The sequence below is a fragment of the Streptomyces sp. NPDC054956 genome, from assembly GCF_053609185.1.
The window spans coordinates 1-15,156 of the sequence record NZ_JBSGXB010000185.1 but is presented as its reverse complement, the minus strand read 5'-3'; the positions used below and the strand labels follow the sequence as shown (position 1 = coordinate 15,156).

The following is a 15,156-nucleotide window of genomic DNA, read 5'->3' as shown; positions in this document are numbered from 1 at the left end:
GCTGCGCGGAGCCTACCCCCACCCCGCCCCTTCCCGAAACCGGGGCTCCGCCCCGGGCCCCGCGCCTCAAGCGCCGGCGGGGCTGGGTTTGGCGGGCTCCGCCGCGGGTCCGGGCAGCGCCCGGGGAACGGCGGGAGGGCGGGGAGGGGCAGGCCCCGCAGGGTTAAGGCACAGGGATCGGTTCGACGTCCGGCTCCGCGTCCACGGCGTCGTGGTTGCCGAACCAGGCGACCGCCACCGCGCCCGTGACCGCCAGGACGAAGCCGAGGACCGCCAGCCAGGCCAGGCCGGGGCGGGAGGCGTCGCCGAGCCACAGGACGCCGATCGCGCCGGGCAGGACGGTTTCGCCGACCACCAGGGCGGCCGTGGCTCCGTTCACCGAGCCGATCTGGAGCGCCACCGTGTGGAGGTACATGCCGCCGACCCCCGCCAGGACGATGGCGTAGAGGGCCGGGTCGGTGAGGAGGGAGGGGAGCGAGAACGGCTCCACGCCGTTCAGGATGCGGACCCCGACGCCCAGCGCGCCGAACGCCAGACCCGAGAGCAGGCCCGCCAGGATCGCGGCCCGGCTCCCGAGGAGGCGTACGGCCACCGTGCCGCCCACGATGATCAGCAGGGTCACCGCCAGCAGCCACCAGTGCGTGGCGGCCGGCGCGTGGTGGCCGCCCTCGTGGCCCGCGGCCGTGGCCAGCAGGACCAGCGCCGTGCACACGACCCCGATCGAGGTCCATTCCTTGCGCGTCAGCCGGATGCCCAGCATCTTCACGCTGAGCACGGCCGTGATCACCAGGTTGGCGCTGATGACCGTCTGCGAGAGGAAGAGGGGAAGCAGCCGCGCGGCCAGGGCGCCCAGGCCGAAGCCCACGAAGTCCAGGATCGTGCCGACGATGAACTCCCAGGTCATCGCGGCCTTCGCGGTGGAGGAGAGGTTCGGGCCACCGTGCTGGGTGACCCCGGCGGCGGCCGGCGACATGCGGGCCGCCCGCCGGGAGCCCACGGCTTGCAGGACGGATCCCGTGCCGTAGCAGATGGATGCCGCGATGGCGGTCAGCAGGCCTATGAGCACCCGGGGGCTCCGTTCACGTCTGGCAGGTTTTGCGTTGTGCGTACCTCTTGCAGACGTGTGAAACGGGCGGGAAGTTGCCTGCCGGGCTCAGCTCATCGCGGCGAGGACCGCCGGAACCTCGTCCACGGAGTCGACGAGCGCGATCCGGGACTCCATCTCCCGGCCGCGGGCGAGCGCCCGCAGCAGCGGCCAGGCGGGGAGGTGCTCGGTCCAGTGGTGGCGGCCGACGAGGACCATCGGCGTCGGCCCGCCCCGGGAGCCGTAGTAGTTCGGCGTCGCGTTGTCGAAGATCTCCTGGACCGTTCCCGCCGCGCCCGGCAGGAACACCACGCCCGCGTTGGACCGGGCGAGCAGCCCGTCCTCGCGGGTGGCGTTCGCGAAGTACTTGGCGATGTGGCCGGCGAAGGCGTTCGGCGGCTCGTGCCCGTAGAACCAGGTCGGGATGCCCACCGAGTCGCCGCCTGCGCCGGCCGGCCAGCGCTCGCGCACGGCGAAGGCCGCCTGCGCCCAGTCGGAGACGGACGGGGCGAAGGAGGGGACCCCGGCCAGGATCTTCAGGGCCTCGGGCAGGGCCTCGTCGGGGGCCGGCGCGAGGTAGGCGCCGAGGTTGGCCGCCTCCATCGCGCCCGGGCCGCCGCCGGTGGCCACGGTCAGCCCGGAGCGGGTCAGGGCCCGGCCGAGCTCCGCGGCGCCCTGGTACTCGCCGCCGCCGCGGGCCATGGCGTGGCCGCCCATCACGCCGACCACGCGGGCGCCCGCGAGGTGCTCGTCGAGGGCGTCGGAGATGGCGTCGTCGTGGATGGAGCGCAGCATCGAGGAGAAGATGTCGCCGTCCGCCTTGGTCTCCTGGAACCAGGCGTAGGACTCGGCGTCCGGGGTGGCCTCGTAGCCGGCGGACAGTCCCGCGAACAGCTCCTCGGCCGTGTACAGCAGCCCCCGGTAGGGGTTGAACGGCAGGTCGGGGATGGGCGGGAAGACCAGTGCGCCGTCCGCGCGCACCTTCACCGAGGCGTCCGGCTCCATCGCGCAGCCCAGGAACACCGCCGCCGAGGTGTCGGCGGACAGCAGCGCGAAGGTCCGCTCCAGCAGGTTGACCGACTGGATCCGGTATCCGCTGAGTGAGCCGCGTGCCACGACCTGGTCGAATTCGGCGAGCGTCTCGATCTCGGTGTCGGCGTAGTCGACGTATCGGTTGACCATTCGGCCCACCCTAAAGGCTGGGCCCGTCAGCGGGTCAATGCCAGGGACGTCAGCTGTGACACACCCCAGCTCAGCGGCAGGCACACGGCGACGAGCGCGGTGGCCCGTACGGTCGCGGCCGTGCGCAGGACCCGGCCCGGGGCGCCGATGCCGGTCAGGGTCTCGCGGGTGGCGGCCCTGGTCTGGCGGACCTCGACCGCGGAGGTGAGGAGGGTCGCGGCCGCGCACAGCACCACCAGGGCCGCGGCGGGCGCGGTCAGCGGGCCGAGCGGGACCTCCAGGCCACCGTCGCCGCGCAGGGCCGAGGCACTGAGGGCGCCCGCGGCGACGGCGCACAGGACACCGAGGGGGGCACCGAGCCGGGGGGCCTCCTCCTGGAGGGTCCGCCCGGCGAGTAGCCGGAGCGCGCCCGGGCGGACGGCCTGGACGAGCGTCCCGCAGGCGTAGGCCAGACCCGGACCGGCGAGGGCGAGCCCGACGGCGGTCAGCGCCCAGCCCGTGGGCATGGCGGCGCCCCCGGGTCCGGCGTAGGCCAGGGCGGCGAGCCCGCAGGCGGTGAGCGCGATGCCCCAGGGCAGGACGGTCTGCGGGGCGGGTCGGGTGTGGGGGCGCAGGGCCAGGGCGGTGGCGGCCGAAGCGGTCAGCGGCAGCAGGGCCAACAGGGTGAGGGCGGCCGCCACGGGCAGCGGCCGGTCGGCGTGCAGCAGCTTCGCCCCGGCGCCGTCGAAGGGCAGCCCGGCCACGTCTCCGCGCAGGTGGAGGAAGACGGCCAGGGCCACGGCGCTGCCCAGGGTGCAGGCGACGGCGGTGGAGATCGCCGCGACCAGGGTGAGCCGTACGGGTCCCAGCCCGGCCGCGTCGAGGCCCTCCCGGGGCCGCGTCGCCGGATCGCTGCGGGCCACGGCGACGGCGAACTGGACGGTGACGGCGAGCGGGACCAGGGCCCACAGCAGCCGCGGGAACGATCCGGCAGGCCGGTCGGTGGCCCCCGCGAGCACGTACAGCAGCAGGAACCCGCTGCCGGCCGAGGCGGCGGCGACCAGGAGGCGGCGCAGCTGCACGAGCGGGCGGGAGCCGCGGGCTAGGCGGAGAGCGAGCACGCGGCCTGGTCCTCCGGGGGCTGGGGGAAGGAGCTCTGGGGGGCGGCCGCGGAGGGCGCGATCGCCGCCGGACGGCCGTCGAGCAGGGCGACCCGGCGGTCGGCGGCGGCCGCGGTCTCCTCGTCGTGGGTGGCCAGCAGGACGGTGATCTCGTGCGAGCGGGCCGCGGTGGTGAGCGTGCGGAGCAGCAGCGAGCGCTCGGCGCGGTGCAGCGGGGCCGTGGGCTCGTCGGCGAAGATCACGGCGGGCTCGCCGACGAGGGCGCGGGCGAGGGCGACGCGCTGGGACTCGGCCCGGTTGAGGGCGCCGGGGTGCTTGCGGGCGAAGGCGCCGATGTCGAGGCGGTCCAGCCATTCGAGGGCGGTGCGCTTCGCGCTGCGGTGGGTCGCGCCCGCGATCAGCAGCGGCAGGGCGGCGTTCTCCCAGACGCGGAGCTCGGGCAGCAGGTGCGGCTCGGGGCCGATCCAGCCGAACCGGTCGCGGCGCAGCCGTTCGAGGGCCAGGGGTCCCATGGTGTGCACGGGGACGCTGTTGAACCAGACCTCGCCCTGTTCGGGCCGCAGCTGACCTGCGAGACAGCGCAGCAGGGTGGTCTTGCCGCTGCCGCGCGGGCCCGTGACGGCCAGGATCTCGCCCGTGCGGACACCGATCGAGACCCCGATCAGGCCGGGCGAACCGCTGTGGGAGTAGTGAATGGACCGCGCCCAGAGCAGGTCTTCCTGAGGCCGGGCACTGTCTCTCGGAGCGTTGTCCGGTGGAGCCACCATGGCGTACACCTCCGTCCGGGGGAACGAAGCGGAGCCCGCTTGGTCACTGGCGCCGCAATGAGATGTAAAGAGATGAACGTCTTGGATGGGGACAGCACACGGCCCGGACACCCGCGTTCTCACTCGAACGGGGGATCCGGGCCGTGTGGTCGGACTATTTACCGCTTACTGCTCGCAGGACGGCTGCTGGTTAGAGCTTGGTCCAGGCCTCGGTCAGCACGCGGCGCAGGATGCCCTCGATCTCGTCGAAGGTGCCCTGGTCGGCGGTGAGCGGCGGGGCCAGCTGGATGACCGGGTCGCCACGGTCGTCGGCGCGGCAGTACAAGCCGTTCTCGAAGAGCGCCTTGGAGAGGAAGCCGTAGAGCACGCGCTCCGTCTCCTCGTCCGTGAAGGACTCCTTGGTGACCTTGTCCTTGACGAGCTCGATGCCGTAGAAGTAGCCGTTGCCGCGGACGTCGCCGACGATCGGCAGGTCGTGCAGCTTCTCCAGCGTCGAGCGGAAGGCGTCCTCGTTGTCCAGCACGTGCTGGTTGAGGCCTTCCTTGTCGAAGATGTCGAGGTTGGCGAGCGCCACCGCGGAGGACACCGGGTGTCCGCCGAAGGTGTAGCCGTGCAGGAAGGTGTTGTCGCCCTTGTAGAACGGCTCGGCGAGCTTGTCCGAGATGATGCAGGCGCCGATCGGGGAGTAGCCCGAGGTCATGCCCTTGGCGCAGGTGATCATGTCCGGCACGTAGCCGAACTTGTCACAGGCGAACATCGTGCCCAGACGGCCGAAGGCGCAGATCGTCTCGTCGGAGACGAGCAGCACGTCGTACTCGTCGCAGATCTCGCGGACCCGCTGGAAGTACCCGGGCGGCGGCGGGAAGCAGCCACCGGCGTTCTGCACCGGCTCGAGGAAGACGGCGGCGACGGTGTCGGCACCCTCGAACAGGATCTCCTGCTCGATCTGGTCGGCGCACCAGCGGCCGAAGGCCTCGGGGTCGTCGCCGTAGATCGGGGCGCGGTAGATGTTGGTGTTCGGCACCTTGTGCGCGCCGGGAACCAGCGGCTCGAAGGGGGCCTTGAGGGCCGGCAGGCCGGTGATGGACAGGGCGCCCTGCGGGGTGCCGTGATAGGCGACCGCGCGGGAGATGACCTTGTACTTGGTGTGCTTGCCCTGAAGCTTGAAGTACTGCTTGGCGAGCTTCCACGCGGTCTCGACGGCCTCGCCGCCACCGGTGGTGAAGAAGACCTTGTTCAGGTCGCCCGGGGCGTAGTGCGCGAGGCGCTCGGCCAGCTCGACGGCCTTGGGGTGCGCGTACGACCAGATGGGGAAGAACGCGAGTTCCTGGGCCTGCTTGTACGCGACCTCGGCCAGTTCCTTGCGGCCGTGACCGGCGTTGACCACGAACAGTCCGGCGAGACCGTCCAGGTAGCGCTTGCCCTTGTCGTCGAAGATGTAGGTGCCTTCACCCCGCACGATGGTGGGGACGGGCGAGTTCTCGTACGACGACATGCGGGTGAAGTGCATCCACAGGTGGTCGTACGCGGTCTTGGAGAGGTCCTGGCTCACGGGCTATCTCGTTCCCCACATGTAGGTCTGCTTCTTCAGCTTCAGGTAAACGAAGCTTTCGGTTGATCGCACGCCGGGGAGCGTGCGGATCTTCTTGTTGATCGTTTCGAGCAGGTGGTCGTCGTCCTCGCAGACGATCTCCACCATCAGGTCGAACGAGCCCGCGGTCATCACCACGTACTCGCACTCGGCCATCGCGGTCAGAGCGTCGGCCACCGGGTCGAGGTCTCCCTCGACGTTGATGCCGACCATCGCCTGGCGCCGGAGCCCCACGGTGAGCGGGTCGGTGACGGCGACGATCTGCATGACGCCCTGGTCGAGCAGTTTCTGTACGCGCTGGCGCACCGCTGCTTCGGACAGGCCCACGGCCTTGCCGATCGTCGCGTAGGGGCGACGGCCGTCCTCCTGCAGTTGCTCGATGATCGCCAGGGACACAGCATCGACCGAAGGGGACGGTTGTCTGTTCCTGGAATCTGCGCTTCGACTGACCACGACCTCACTGTGCACGAGGAGTCGTCTGTTCCGCAAGGCGAGAACGATGTAATTCGTTGTTTCGGGAGTCAGATCTCACTGATTCCGTAGTTCGTCGTGTGTGGGCCTGTCGAAAACGGTGCCAGAGGGGCTAGGCTGGGGAGCTGTCTCAACCACTGGACATGTGATCACAGGAGTGTGGCTGTAGTGACCACCGAACTGCGTCGTCTGCGCAACTACATCGGCGGGGAGTTCAAGGACGCCGCCGACGGGCGGACCACCGAGGTGGTCAACCCCGCCACCGGCGAGGCGTACGCGACCGCTCCGCTCTCGGGCCAGGCCGACGTCGACGAGGCCATGGCCGCCGCCGCGGCCGCCTTCCCGGCCTGGCGCGACGCGACCCCCTCCGAGCGCCAGAAGGCGCTGCTGAGGATCGCGGACGCCTTCGAGGCGCGCGCGGAGGAGCTGGTCGCCACCGAGTCGGAGAACACCGGCAAGCCGCTGGGCCTCACGGCCAGCGAGGAGCTGCCGCCGATGGTGGACCAGATCCGCTTCTTCGCGGGCGCCGCGCGTCTGCTGGAGGGCCGTTCGGCCGGCGAGTACATGGAGGGCATGACCTCGATCGTCCGCCGTGAGCCGGTCGGCGTCTGCGCCCAGGTCGCGCCGTGGAACTACCCGATGATGATGGCCGTCTGGAAGTTCGCCCCGGCCCTGGCCGCGGGCAACACCGTGGTCCTCAAGCCCTCGGACACCACCCCGGCCTCCACCATCCTGATGGCGGAGATCATCGGCGAGATCCTGCCCAAGGGCGTCTTCAACGTCGTCTGCGGCGACCGCGACACCGGCCGGGCCATGGTCGAGCACTCCACCCCGGCGATGGCCTCCATCACCGGCTCGGTGCGCGCGGGCATGCAGGTCGCCGAAAGCGCCTCCAAGGACGTCAAGCGCGTCCACCTGGAGCTCGGCGGCAAGGCCCCCGTCGTGGTCTTCGAGGACGCCGACATCGCCAAGGCCGCCGAGGACATCGCGGTCGCGGGCTTCTTCAACGCCGGCCAGGACTGTACGGCGGCCTGCCGCGTGCTGGTCCACGAGTCGATCCACGACGAGTTCGTCGCGGCGCTGGCCAAGAACGCGGCCGACACCAAGACCGGGCAGCCGGACGACGAGGACGTGCTCTACGGCCCGCTGAACAACCCGAACCAGCTCAAGCAGGTCGCGGGCTTCATCGAGCGCCTCCCCGCCCACGCCAAGGTCGAGGCGGGCGGCCACCAGGTCGGCGAGAAGGGGTACTTCTACGCCCCGACCGTCGTCTCCGGCCTCAAGCAGGACGACGAGATCATCCAGAACGAGGTCTTCGGCCCCGTCATCACGGTCCAGTCCTTCACGGACGAGGAGCAGGCCCTGGCGTACGCGAACGACGTCGAGTTCGCCCTCGCCTCCTCCGTGTGGACCAAGGACCACGGCCGCGCGATGCGGATGTCCAAGAACCTCGACTTCGGCTGCGTGTGGATCAACACCCACATCCCGCTCGTCGCCGAGATGCCGCACGGCGGATACAAGAAGTCCGGCTACGGCAAGGACCTCTCCGCCTACGGCTTCGAGGACTACACGCGCATCAAGCACGTGATGACCTCGCTCGGCGGCTGACCGAAGTCGGGGCGGACGGCCGGCCGTCCGCCGCATTGACCAGGTCACAGCCTTGAAGGGGCGGGCGGTAGACAACATGTCTATTGCCCGCCCCTTCGCGTTCGCCGAGGCTTTGGCCATGCCTGAACTCGCCTTCTCCCGCCGCGCGGCACTGCGCGGCCTCGGTGCCACGGGCCTGCTGGCCGCCCTCGCCGGCTGTGGTGTCCCCGCCGCGTACGTCCCCGAGAGCCGGCGGGAGGGCCGGGACCGCTCGGAGCGGGACCGCAGCGTCTCCTTCTCGAACTGGCCGCTCTACATCGACACCGACGACGAGGACGAGAACCGGCGGCCGACGCTGGACGCCTTCTCGGAGAAGACCGGCATCGAGGTCCGGTACACCGAGGAGATCAACGACAACGACGAGTTCTTCGGCAAGATCAGCCCGGCGCTGATGAACCACCAGGAGACCGGCCACGACGTGCTCGTGGTCAGCGACTGGATGGCCGCCCGCTTCGTCCACCTGGGCTGGGCCCAGAAGATGGACCGTTCGGCCCAGGGCAACGTGGCCAAGTACCTGGACCCGCAGCTGCGTTCCCCGGCCTTCGACGAGGGCCGGCTGCACACCGTCCCCTGGCAGTCGGGGATCACCGGCATCGCCTACAACCGCAAGGCGCTCGGCCGGGAGATCAAGTCGGTCAAGGACCTGTGGCACCCGGACCTGGCCGGCAAGGTCACGCTGCTGTCCGGCCTCGACGAGTCCTTCTCCCTGCTGATGCAGGGCAACGGCGTCGACGTCACCCGGTGGACCGAGTCCGACTTCCACCGGATGTGCGACCAGGTGGAGAGCATGGTCAAGAAGCAGCACATCCGCCGCTTCACCGGCAACGACTACACCTCCGACCTCAGCAAGGGCGACGTCCTGGCCTGCCAGGCCTACTCCGGAGACGTGATCCAGCTGCAGGCCGACAACCCCGACATCGAGTTCGTGGTCCCGGAGGAGGGCGCCGAACTCTGGGCCGAGAGCCTGCTCATCCCCAACCTCGCCCCGCACAAGGCGAATGCGGAGGCCCTGGTCGACTACTACTACGACCCCGCGGTGGCCGCCGAGCTCGCCGCCTCCGTCAACTATGTCTGCCCCGTCCCCGCGGCCCGCGAGGTCCTGGCCTCCTCCGGCGACAAGGAGACCGCCGAACTGGCCGAGAACCCGCTGATCTTCCCCGACGAGGACATGCGCAAGCGGCTCGTCGTGTCCCGCGACATCTCCTCGTCCGAGCGGGCCTCCCTCGCCAAGCGCTGGAACGCCATCGTCGGCCTGTGAGGAGCACGGGCCGGGCATGATCACGGTCCGGCCGCGGAACTGAACATGTTCAGGGATTCTGCTGAACGTGTTCAGAAAGCTGAGTAGGCTTCCTTCCATGAGCGAGAGAAGCGCCCTTCAGCGGCGGATCCGTGCCTGGTTGACCCTGTTCCTCGTATGCCTGGTGCTCAGCGGTCTCACGGCCTTCCCCCTGGTCAGCGAACTCCACTGGGCCAATGCCCTGGTGGACAACGAGTGGCTGCGAAGGGTGGGCGACGGACTGGAGAGGGCGGACTCCGAGTACCCCTTCCTGCTCTACGGAACCGACTGGCTCGCCTTCGCCCACCTGGTGATCGCCGTCTTCTTCTACGGAGTCCACCGCGACCCGGTCCGCAACATCTGGATCGTCGACGCCGGCATGATCGCCTGTGCCGGCATCATCCCGCTGGCCCTGATCTGCGGCCCCATCCGGGGCATCCCCTTCTACTGGTCGCTGATCGACATGTCGTTCGGCCTCTTCGGGGTGATCCCCCTGCTGGTCCTGCGCCGCATGATCAAGCGCCTGGAGGCCCTGCCGGCGGACACCGGCCCGCGGCCGGCTCCCGAGCCCGCCCCGGCCACTGCCCCCGCCGCGGCTGCTGCCGGAGCCCGGAGCTGAGCCCGCGCCACTACTTGGCGAAGGCCGCCATCACGATGCCGAGGGCCACCGGGTTCATGTCCTGGCCCTTGGCATCGGTCGAGTTGACCGAGTAGACCAGGGTGCGGGAGAGGTCGCGGGTGCCGCCTATCGCCGTGTTGTACCCGTGCCGGCCACCCGTCTTGCCCCAGGCCACCGTGCCGTCGGGCAGCACGATCCGCGACAGCCCCGCCGTCAGCGTCGCGCCCTCGCCGGTGACGAAGTCCTTCACCCCGGGCACCGTGAACATCTCCTCCAGCTGCGCCTTCGGTACGACCCGTCCGCTGAACAGGGCGACGGTGAACCGCTCCAGATCGGCCGTGGTCGAGATGATGTCGCCCGCCGCCCACCGGTCCGAGGAGTTCCACTCGGTCACGTCCCGCAGCTCCGTCGAACCGTCGGCACGGGGCACCGCCTGGTAGCCGTGGTTGTGCGGACCGGGTATGCGGGTCTGGAACCGACCCGGGAGCGAGGTGTCCCGCAGCCCCAGCGGCTTCAGGACGCGCGCCCCGACCGCCTTCTCGTACGTCGTGCCCGTCACCTTCTCGATCAGCACGCCCAGCACGGTGTAGTCGATGTTCAGGTAGTGCTGGGCGGTGCCCGGCGCGAACTCGGGCCTCTTGGCCATGGCGTCCGCGATCTGGTCGTGCGGGTCCGTCACGTCGAAGCGGTGCTCCCACTGCGCCTCGAAGGAGTCGCCCGGACCGTCGGCCGCCGGGATCCCGCTCGTGTAGTTGAGCAGCTGCCGGACCGTGACCGTGCCGTACGCGGCGGGAACGGTCTCCGGCAGGTACGCGCGCACCGGCCGGTCCAGATCCACCCTGCCCTCGGCGACGAGCTGGAGCACCACCGCCGCGGTGAAGGTCTTGGTCACCGACCCGGCCCGGAACCGGCCGTTCTCGATCGCCTCGCGCCCGGTCCGGATGTCCGCGACGCCCGAACTGCCCCGCCAGCCGCCGCTCGTGCCGCCCACCCGCACCAGCGCGGCCGTGGCCTCCTCGTGCCCCGCGCCCAGCCCCGCGATGGCCCGCTCCAGCGCCGCGGCGTTCGGCGGGGTCGACACGACCGGGGCGGCCGAGGTGGCCGCGGCGGCCGACGGCGCGGACGGCGCCGCATGGGCGGCGAGGGCCGCCGGCCCGGCCGCGATGCCCATGACCAGAGCGGCGGCGATCAGCGTACGAGTGGTCGCGTTCATGGTTTCCCCCTGTGAGATCCGCGGGGCGGTGCTGCCCCGATGACCTCAATGCTGCTGGTCACAGGGGTAGTTGCGGATCACCATCAGGAGTGGTCTTCGCCGGTACGACAACTCACCACCGCGAGGGAGGAGCCCCCCGTCGCCTCACTCCCCAGAGGGAGATACCCCGGAGCCAGCCGCGATCAGCCCCGTCTCGTACGCGCAGATGACCGCCTGGATCCGGTCCCGCAGCCCCAGCTTGGACAGCACGTTCCCCACGTGCGACTTCACCGTGTGCTCGCTCACCGTCAGCGCCACCGCGATCTCCGCGTTCGACAGCCCCCGCCCCAGGTGCAGCAGCGTCTCCCGCTCCCGGGCCGTCAGCACCTCCAGCCGCTCGGCGGACAGCGCCGCCGAGGGCCGGGCCGTGGCCGCCGTGTACTCCTCGATCAGCCGCCGCGCCACCGAAGGCGCCAGCAGGGACTCGCCCGCCGCCACCACCCGTACCGCGTGCACGAGATCGTCCCGCCGCACGTCCTTGAGCAGGAACCCGCTCGCACCCGCGTGCAGGGCCTCGTACACGTACTCGTCCGAGTCGAAGGTCGTCAGCATCACCGTCCGGCAGGAGGTCTCCGCCGTGATGGTCCGGCAGGCCTCGATCCCGTCGAGCACCGGCATCCGCACGTCCAGCAGCGCCACGTCGGGCCGCAGCGCGCGGACCGCCGCCACGGCGGCCGCGCCGTCCCCGGCCTCCGCCACCACCTCGATGTCGTCCTGGACGTCCAGGATCATCGCGAAGCCGCTGCGCACCAGCTCCTGGTCGTCGGCCACCACCACACGGATCGTCAATTCCCCACCTCCAGCCGCGAGGTTACAAGCACGACGCGCAGCTCGAAGCCCGGCTGTCCGTCCATCCGCGGCCCGCAGACCGCCGTGCCCCCGTGGGCCGCCGCCCGCTCCCGGATGCCGATCAGCCCGTGCCCGCCGGAGCCGCCCGGCGCGGGCCCCCGCCCGTCGTCCGTCACCGTGATCGCCAGCTCCCCGGGCGCGTGGTGGAGCCGTACCGCCACCCGCCGGGCCCCCGCGTGCTTGACCACGTTCGTCAGCGCCTCCTGCACGATCCGGTAGGCGGTGGTGTCCACCGCCGGCGCAGGCGCCCGGACCTGTCCCGTCTGCTCGTACGAGATCTCCGGGCCGCCCATCCGCACCCGGTCGAGCAGCGCCGGCAGCCCCGCGACCCCCGGCTGGGGTGCGCGCGGGGCCGGACCGTCCTCGCGGAGCACGCCCAGCATCGTGCGCAGCTGGGCCATCGCCTCCCGGCCCGTGTCCGCGATCGCGTCGAAGGCGGCCTCGGCCCGCTCCGGAGCCCGCCGGACCGCCACCGGACCGGCCTCCGCCTGCACGATCATGATGCTGACCGCGTGCGAGAGGATGTCGTGCATCTCCCGGGCGATCCGGGCACGTTCGCGCGCCGCCGCCTGTTCCGCCTCGATCCGGTTGGCCCGCTCCAGATGGGCCGCCCGCTCCTCGACGGCCCTCAGATAGGCCTGCCGCGTGTGCTGGAGCCGCCCCAGCGCGTAGGCGGCGCCCGAGACGAACAGGGTGAAGAGCAGTTCGCGGGCGGTCCCGGTGTTCCAGCCCACCGACAGGGCGACCGCGAGGACCGTGAGCAGGCCCACCGTCAGCCGGACCCGGGCCGTGCACTGCAGGGCGACCGTGTAGAAGGCGATCAGCCCGGCGTACGGAAGCGGCTGCCCGGGCCCGTCGATCGTCAGCTTGTACGCGCCGCCCGCGAGGAGGATCGCGACCAGCACCGCCACCGGAGCCCGCCGCCGCCAGACCAGCGGAAGGACGCCGAGCGTGGTCATCGCGTACGAGGCCCAGTCCGCGGGCGGCACGTCGGCCGACCGGGGCACCACGAAGGGCATGGTGACGGCCAGTTGCACCAGCAGCGTCAGCCCGAGGTCCTGCAGGCGCGGATCGGCCCGCCGGATCCGCGCTCCGAGCTCCCCCCAGGCCCGTATCACCGTCCGAGCCCGGCCCGTACGGCCGTGAGCACGTCCACCCGGTTCGTCGTGATCGAGTCCACCCCGGCCCCGATCAGCGCGCGCATCGACCGCTTGGTGTCCGGGGTCCAGGCCGACACCAGCAGGCCGTCCCGGTGCAGGGCGTCCACCAGCTCCCGGCCGACCAGCCCGAAGCGGTAGTTGAGCCAGCTGGGGGCCACCGCGTCGATCAGCACCCGGCGCGGCGGCGCCAGCGTGGTCCAGGTCAGCGCGATCTCGGCGCCCGGATCGGCGGCGCGCACCGCCAGCATCGTGTCGGGACCCGCGCAGTAGTACGTGCGGTCGCGCGCCCCGCACTCGCGGACCTGCCCGACGACGGTGCGCACGGTCTCGGCCGTCGCACCGGGCAGGTCGACCATGACCCGGCCCGCCCCGGCGGCCATCAGGGCGTCGCGCAGGGTCGGAACCCCGCCGTCCGTCAGCTCCTTGAGCTGCGGGGCCGTGACGGCGTCGAGCCGCACGTCATGGCCCCACAGCCGCTGGAGGGTCTCGTCGTGGAGCAGTACGGGGACCCCGTCGCGGGTCATCCGCACGTCGATCTCGACCGCGTCCGCCCCGCGGTCGAAGGCGGAGCGGATCGAGGGGAGGGTGTTCTCGCGGACGCGGTAGGGATCCCCGCGGTGGCCTACGGCAGTCAGGGTGCGCATGCACCCCATTCTTGCGGGCGGGGTTGTGCGCAGGCGTCAGGAGGCCAGCCAGGCGGAGGTGTACGTGTCGATCTCGGCGCTGAGCTTCGCCTTGCCGGCCGGGTCCAGGAAGGAGGCCTCGACGGCGTTCTTCGCGAGCTGCGCGAGCCCGCGCTCGTCCAGGTCCAGCAGCCGGGCGGCCACCGCGTACTCGTTGTTGAGGTCGGAGCCGAACATCGGCGGGTCGTCGCTGTTGATGGTGACGAGCACGCCGGCCGCCACCATCTCCTTGACCGGGTGCTGGTCGAGGTCGGTGACCGCGCGGGTGGCGATGTTGGAGGTCGGGCAGACCTCCAGCGCGATGCGGTGCTCGGCGAGGTAGGCGAGCAGCTCCGGATCGCGGACGGAGCTGGTGCCGTGGCCGATGCGCTCGGCGCCCAGCTCGCGGATGGCGTCCCAGACGGTCTCGGGACCGGTGGTCTCGCCGGCGTGCGGCACGCTGTGCAGGCCCGCGGCGCGGGCCCGGTCGAAGTACGGCTTGAACTGCGGGCGCGGTACGCCGATCTCGGGACCGCCGAGGCCGAAGGAGACCAGGCCCTCGGGGCGCAGGTCGACGGCGAGGCGGGCGGTCTCGGCGGCGGCATCCAGGCCGGCTTCGCCGGGGATGTCGAAGCACCAGCGCAGGATCACGCCGAGCTCGGCCTCGGCGGCCTTGCGGGCGTCCTCGATGGCCTCCATGAAGGCCTTCTCGTCGATGCCCCGGCGGGTGGAGGAGTACGGGGTGATGGTGAGCTCGGCGTAGCGGATGTTCTGCCGGGCCATGTCACGGGCGACCTCGAAGGTGAGGTCGCGTACGTCGGCGGGCGTGCGGACGAGGTCGACCACCGACAGGTAGACCTCGATGAAGTGCGCGAAGTCGGTGAAGGTGAAGTAGTCGGCGAGGGCCTCGGGGTCGGTGGGGACCTTCGAGTCGGGGTGCCGGGAGGCGAGTTCGGCCACGATGCGGGGGGAGGCCGAGCCGACGTGGTGGACGTGGAGTTCGGCCTTGGGCAGCCCCGCGATGAAGGGGTGCAGGTCGGGCATGAGGGTGCCTCCGGAGGGACGCGGTGCGGACGGATCGGCTTCATCGTAGGCAGGACCGGGAGTGTCCGAGGCAGCGCTTAGCATGGCCGTACGAGAGGGGGGCGCCGTATGACCGATCAGAGCCCTGAGCCACGAGACCCCTGGGCGCCGCCCGAGAGGCCCGCCGTGGAGCTGGGGAAGCAGCAGCCGGCGCCGGGCGTGTCGGGGGTTCACGACCAGCAGACCGTCGCGGGCATGCCCGGCGGCTCCATACCCCCGGCCGCGCCGGTGGCGCCCGGGCAGGGCCCCGCGCCCGCTCCCCAGCCCGGACCGGCCACCGGGCCGATGCCCGGGACCGCGCCCGCGTACGGGTACCCGGCGCAGCCGGACCCGGCCGGCTACGGCTACCCGGGCCAGCAGCCCCCGTACGGTGGCGGGTACCCGGGGTACCCCGGATACCAGCAGGGGTACCC

14 protein-coding genes and 1 pseudogene are annotated in these 15,156 nt (G+C 71.5%); 4 read left to right on the top strand and 11 right to left on the bottom strand.

Annotation, left to right across the window (positions count from 1 at the left end):
• Positions 1 to 163: 163 nt before the first annotated feature.
• From ACWGDE_RS25315 to ACWGDE_RS25290, 6 genes are all read right to left on the bottom strand, one after another.
• Positions 164 to 1,066 (bottom strand): hypothetical protein, encoded by a 903-nt coding sequence (locus ACWGDE_RS25315; protein ID WP_453391316.1) that lies wholly within the window; start codon positions 1,064 to 1,066, stop codon positions 164 to 166.
• Positions 1,067 to 1,153: 87 nt separating this feature from the next.
• Positions 1,154 to 2,266, bottom strand: coding sequence for an LOG family protein (locus tag ACWGDE_RS25310; protein WP_453391315.1), 1,113 nt, complete (start codon positions 2,264 to 2,266; stop codon positions 1,154 to 1,156).
• 26 nt (positions 2,267 to 2,292) lie between these two features.
• Positions 2,293 to 3,366, bottom strand: coding sequence for a hypothetical protein (locus ACWGDE_RS25305; protein WP_453391314.1), 1,074 nt, complete (start codon positions 3,364 to 3,366; stop codon positions 2,293 to 2,295).
• Positions 3,348 to 4,133, bottom strand: coding sequence for an ABC transporter ATP-binding protein (locus tag ACWGDE_RS25300; protein ID WP_453391313.1), 786 nt, complete (start codon positions 4,131 to 4,133; stop codon positions 3,348 to 3,350). Before ACWGDE_RS25300 ends, ACWGDE_RS25305 begins: the two co-directional genes overlap by 19 nt.
• 190 nt (positions 4,134 to 4,323) lie before the next feature.
• Positions 4,324 to 5,685: an aspartate aminotransferase family protein gene (locus tag ACWGDE_RS25295; protein ID WP_254385793.1), complete on the bottom strand. Its 1,362-nt coding sequence runs from the start codon at positions 5,683 to 5,685 to the stop codon at positions 4,324 to 4,326.
• 3 nt (positions 5,686 to 5,688) lie between these two features.
• Positions 5,689 to 6,192, bottom strand: a complete 504-nt coding sequence (locus tag ACWGDE_RS25290; RefSeq protein WP_356512038.1) for an Lrp/AsnC family transcriptional regulator — start codon at positions 6,190 to 6,192, stop codon at positions 5,689 to 5,691.
• 171 nt (positions 6,193 to 6,363) lie between these two features.
• Here ACWGDE_RS25290 and ACWGDE_RS25285 point away from each other — a divergent pair, with 171 nt between their 5' ends.
• The 3 genes from ACWGDE_RS25285 to ACWGDE_RS25275 all read left to right on the top strand — a co-directional run bounded on the left by ACWGDE_RS25285 (position 6,364) and on the right by ACWGDE_RS25275 (position 9,737).
• Positions 6,364 to 7,803: a gamma-aminobutyraldehyde dehydrogenase gene (locus ACWGDE_RS25285; RefSeq protein ID WP_453391312.1), complete on the top strand. Its 1,440-nt coding sequence runs from the start codon at positions 6,364 to 6,366 to the stop codon at positions 7,801 to 7,803.
• Between the two features lie 118 nt (positions 7,804 to 7,921).
• Entirely contained in the window at positions 7,922 to 9,100 is a 1,179-nt protein-coding gene (locus ACWGDE_RS25280; RefSeq protein ID WP_453391311.1) for an ABC transporter substrate-binding protein, read from the top strand.
• A gap of 97 nt (positions 9,101 to 9,197) precedes the next feature.
• A complete protein-coding gene (locus ACWGDE_RS25275) occupies positions 9,198 to 9,737 on the top strand; it encodes a hypothetical protein (RefSeq protein ID WP_453391310.1) in 540 nt (179 codons plus the stop codon).
• A 10-nt stretch (positions 9,738 to 9,747) separates the two neighbouring features.
• Here the strand turns inward: ACWGDE_RS25275 and ACWGDE_RS25270 are convergent, their stop codons facing one another.
• From ACWGDE_RS25270 to ACWGDE_RS25250, 5 genes are all read right to left on the bottom strand, one after another.
• A complete protein-coding gene (locus ACWGDE_RS25270) occupies positions 9,748 to 10,950 on the bottom strand; it encodes a serine hydrolase domain-containing protein (protein ID WP_453391309.1) in 1,203 nt (400 codons plus the stop codon).
• 144 nt (positions 10,951 to 11,094) lie between these two features.
• Complete coding sequence (locus tag ACWGDE_RS25265) at positions 11,095 to 11,778, bottom strand: response regulator (RefSeq protein ID WP_453391308.1); 684 nt, start codon at positions 11,776 to 11,778, stop codon at positions 11,095 to 11,097.
• Positions 11,775 to 12,956 (bottom strand): sensor histidine kinase, encoded by a 1,182-nt coding sequence (locus ACWGDE_RS25260; protein WP_453391307.1) that lies wholly within the window; start codon positions 12,954 to 12,956, stop codon positions 11,775 to 11,777. Before ACWGDE_RS25260 ends, ACWGDE_RS25265 begins: the two co-directional genes overlap by 4 nt.
• Entirely contained in the window at positions 12,953 to 13,651 is a 699-nt protein-coding gene (locus tag ACWGDE_RS25255) for a glycerophosphodiester phosphodiesterase (protein WP_453391306.1), read from the bottom strand. The genes ACWGDE_RS25260 and ACWGDE_RS25255 overlap by 4 nt, the downstream gene beginning before the upstream one ends.
• A gap of 27 nt (positions 13,652 to 13,678) precedes the next feature.
• Entirely contained in the window at positions 13,679 to 14,704 is a 1,026-nt protein-coding gene (locus ACWGDE_RS25250; protein WP_453391305.1) for an adenosine deaminase, read from the bottom strand.
• 165 nt (positions 14,705 to 14,869) lie between these two features.
• Between ACWGDE_RS25250 and ACWGDE_RS25245 the strand changes: the two are divergent.
• A pseudogene (locus ACWGDE_RS25245) lies at positions 14,870 to 15,156 on the top strand (DUF4190 domain-containing protein); the annotation flags it as partial.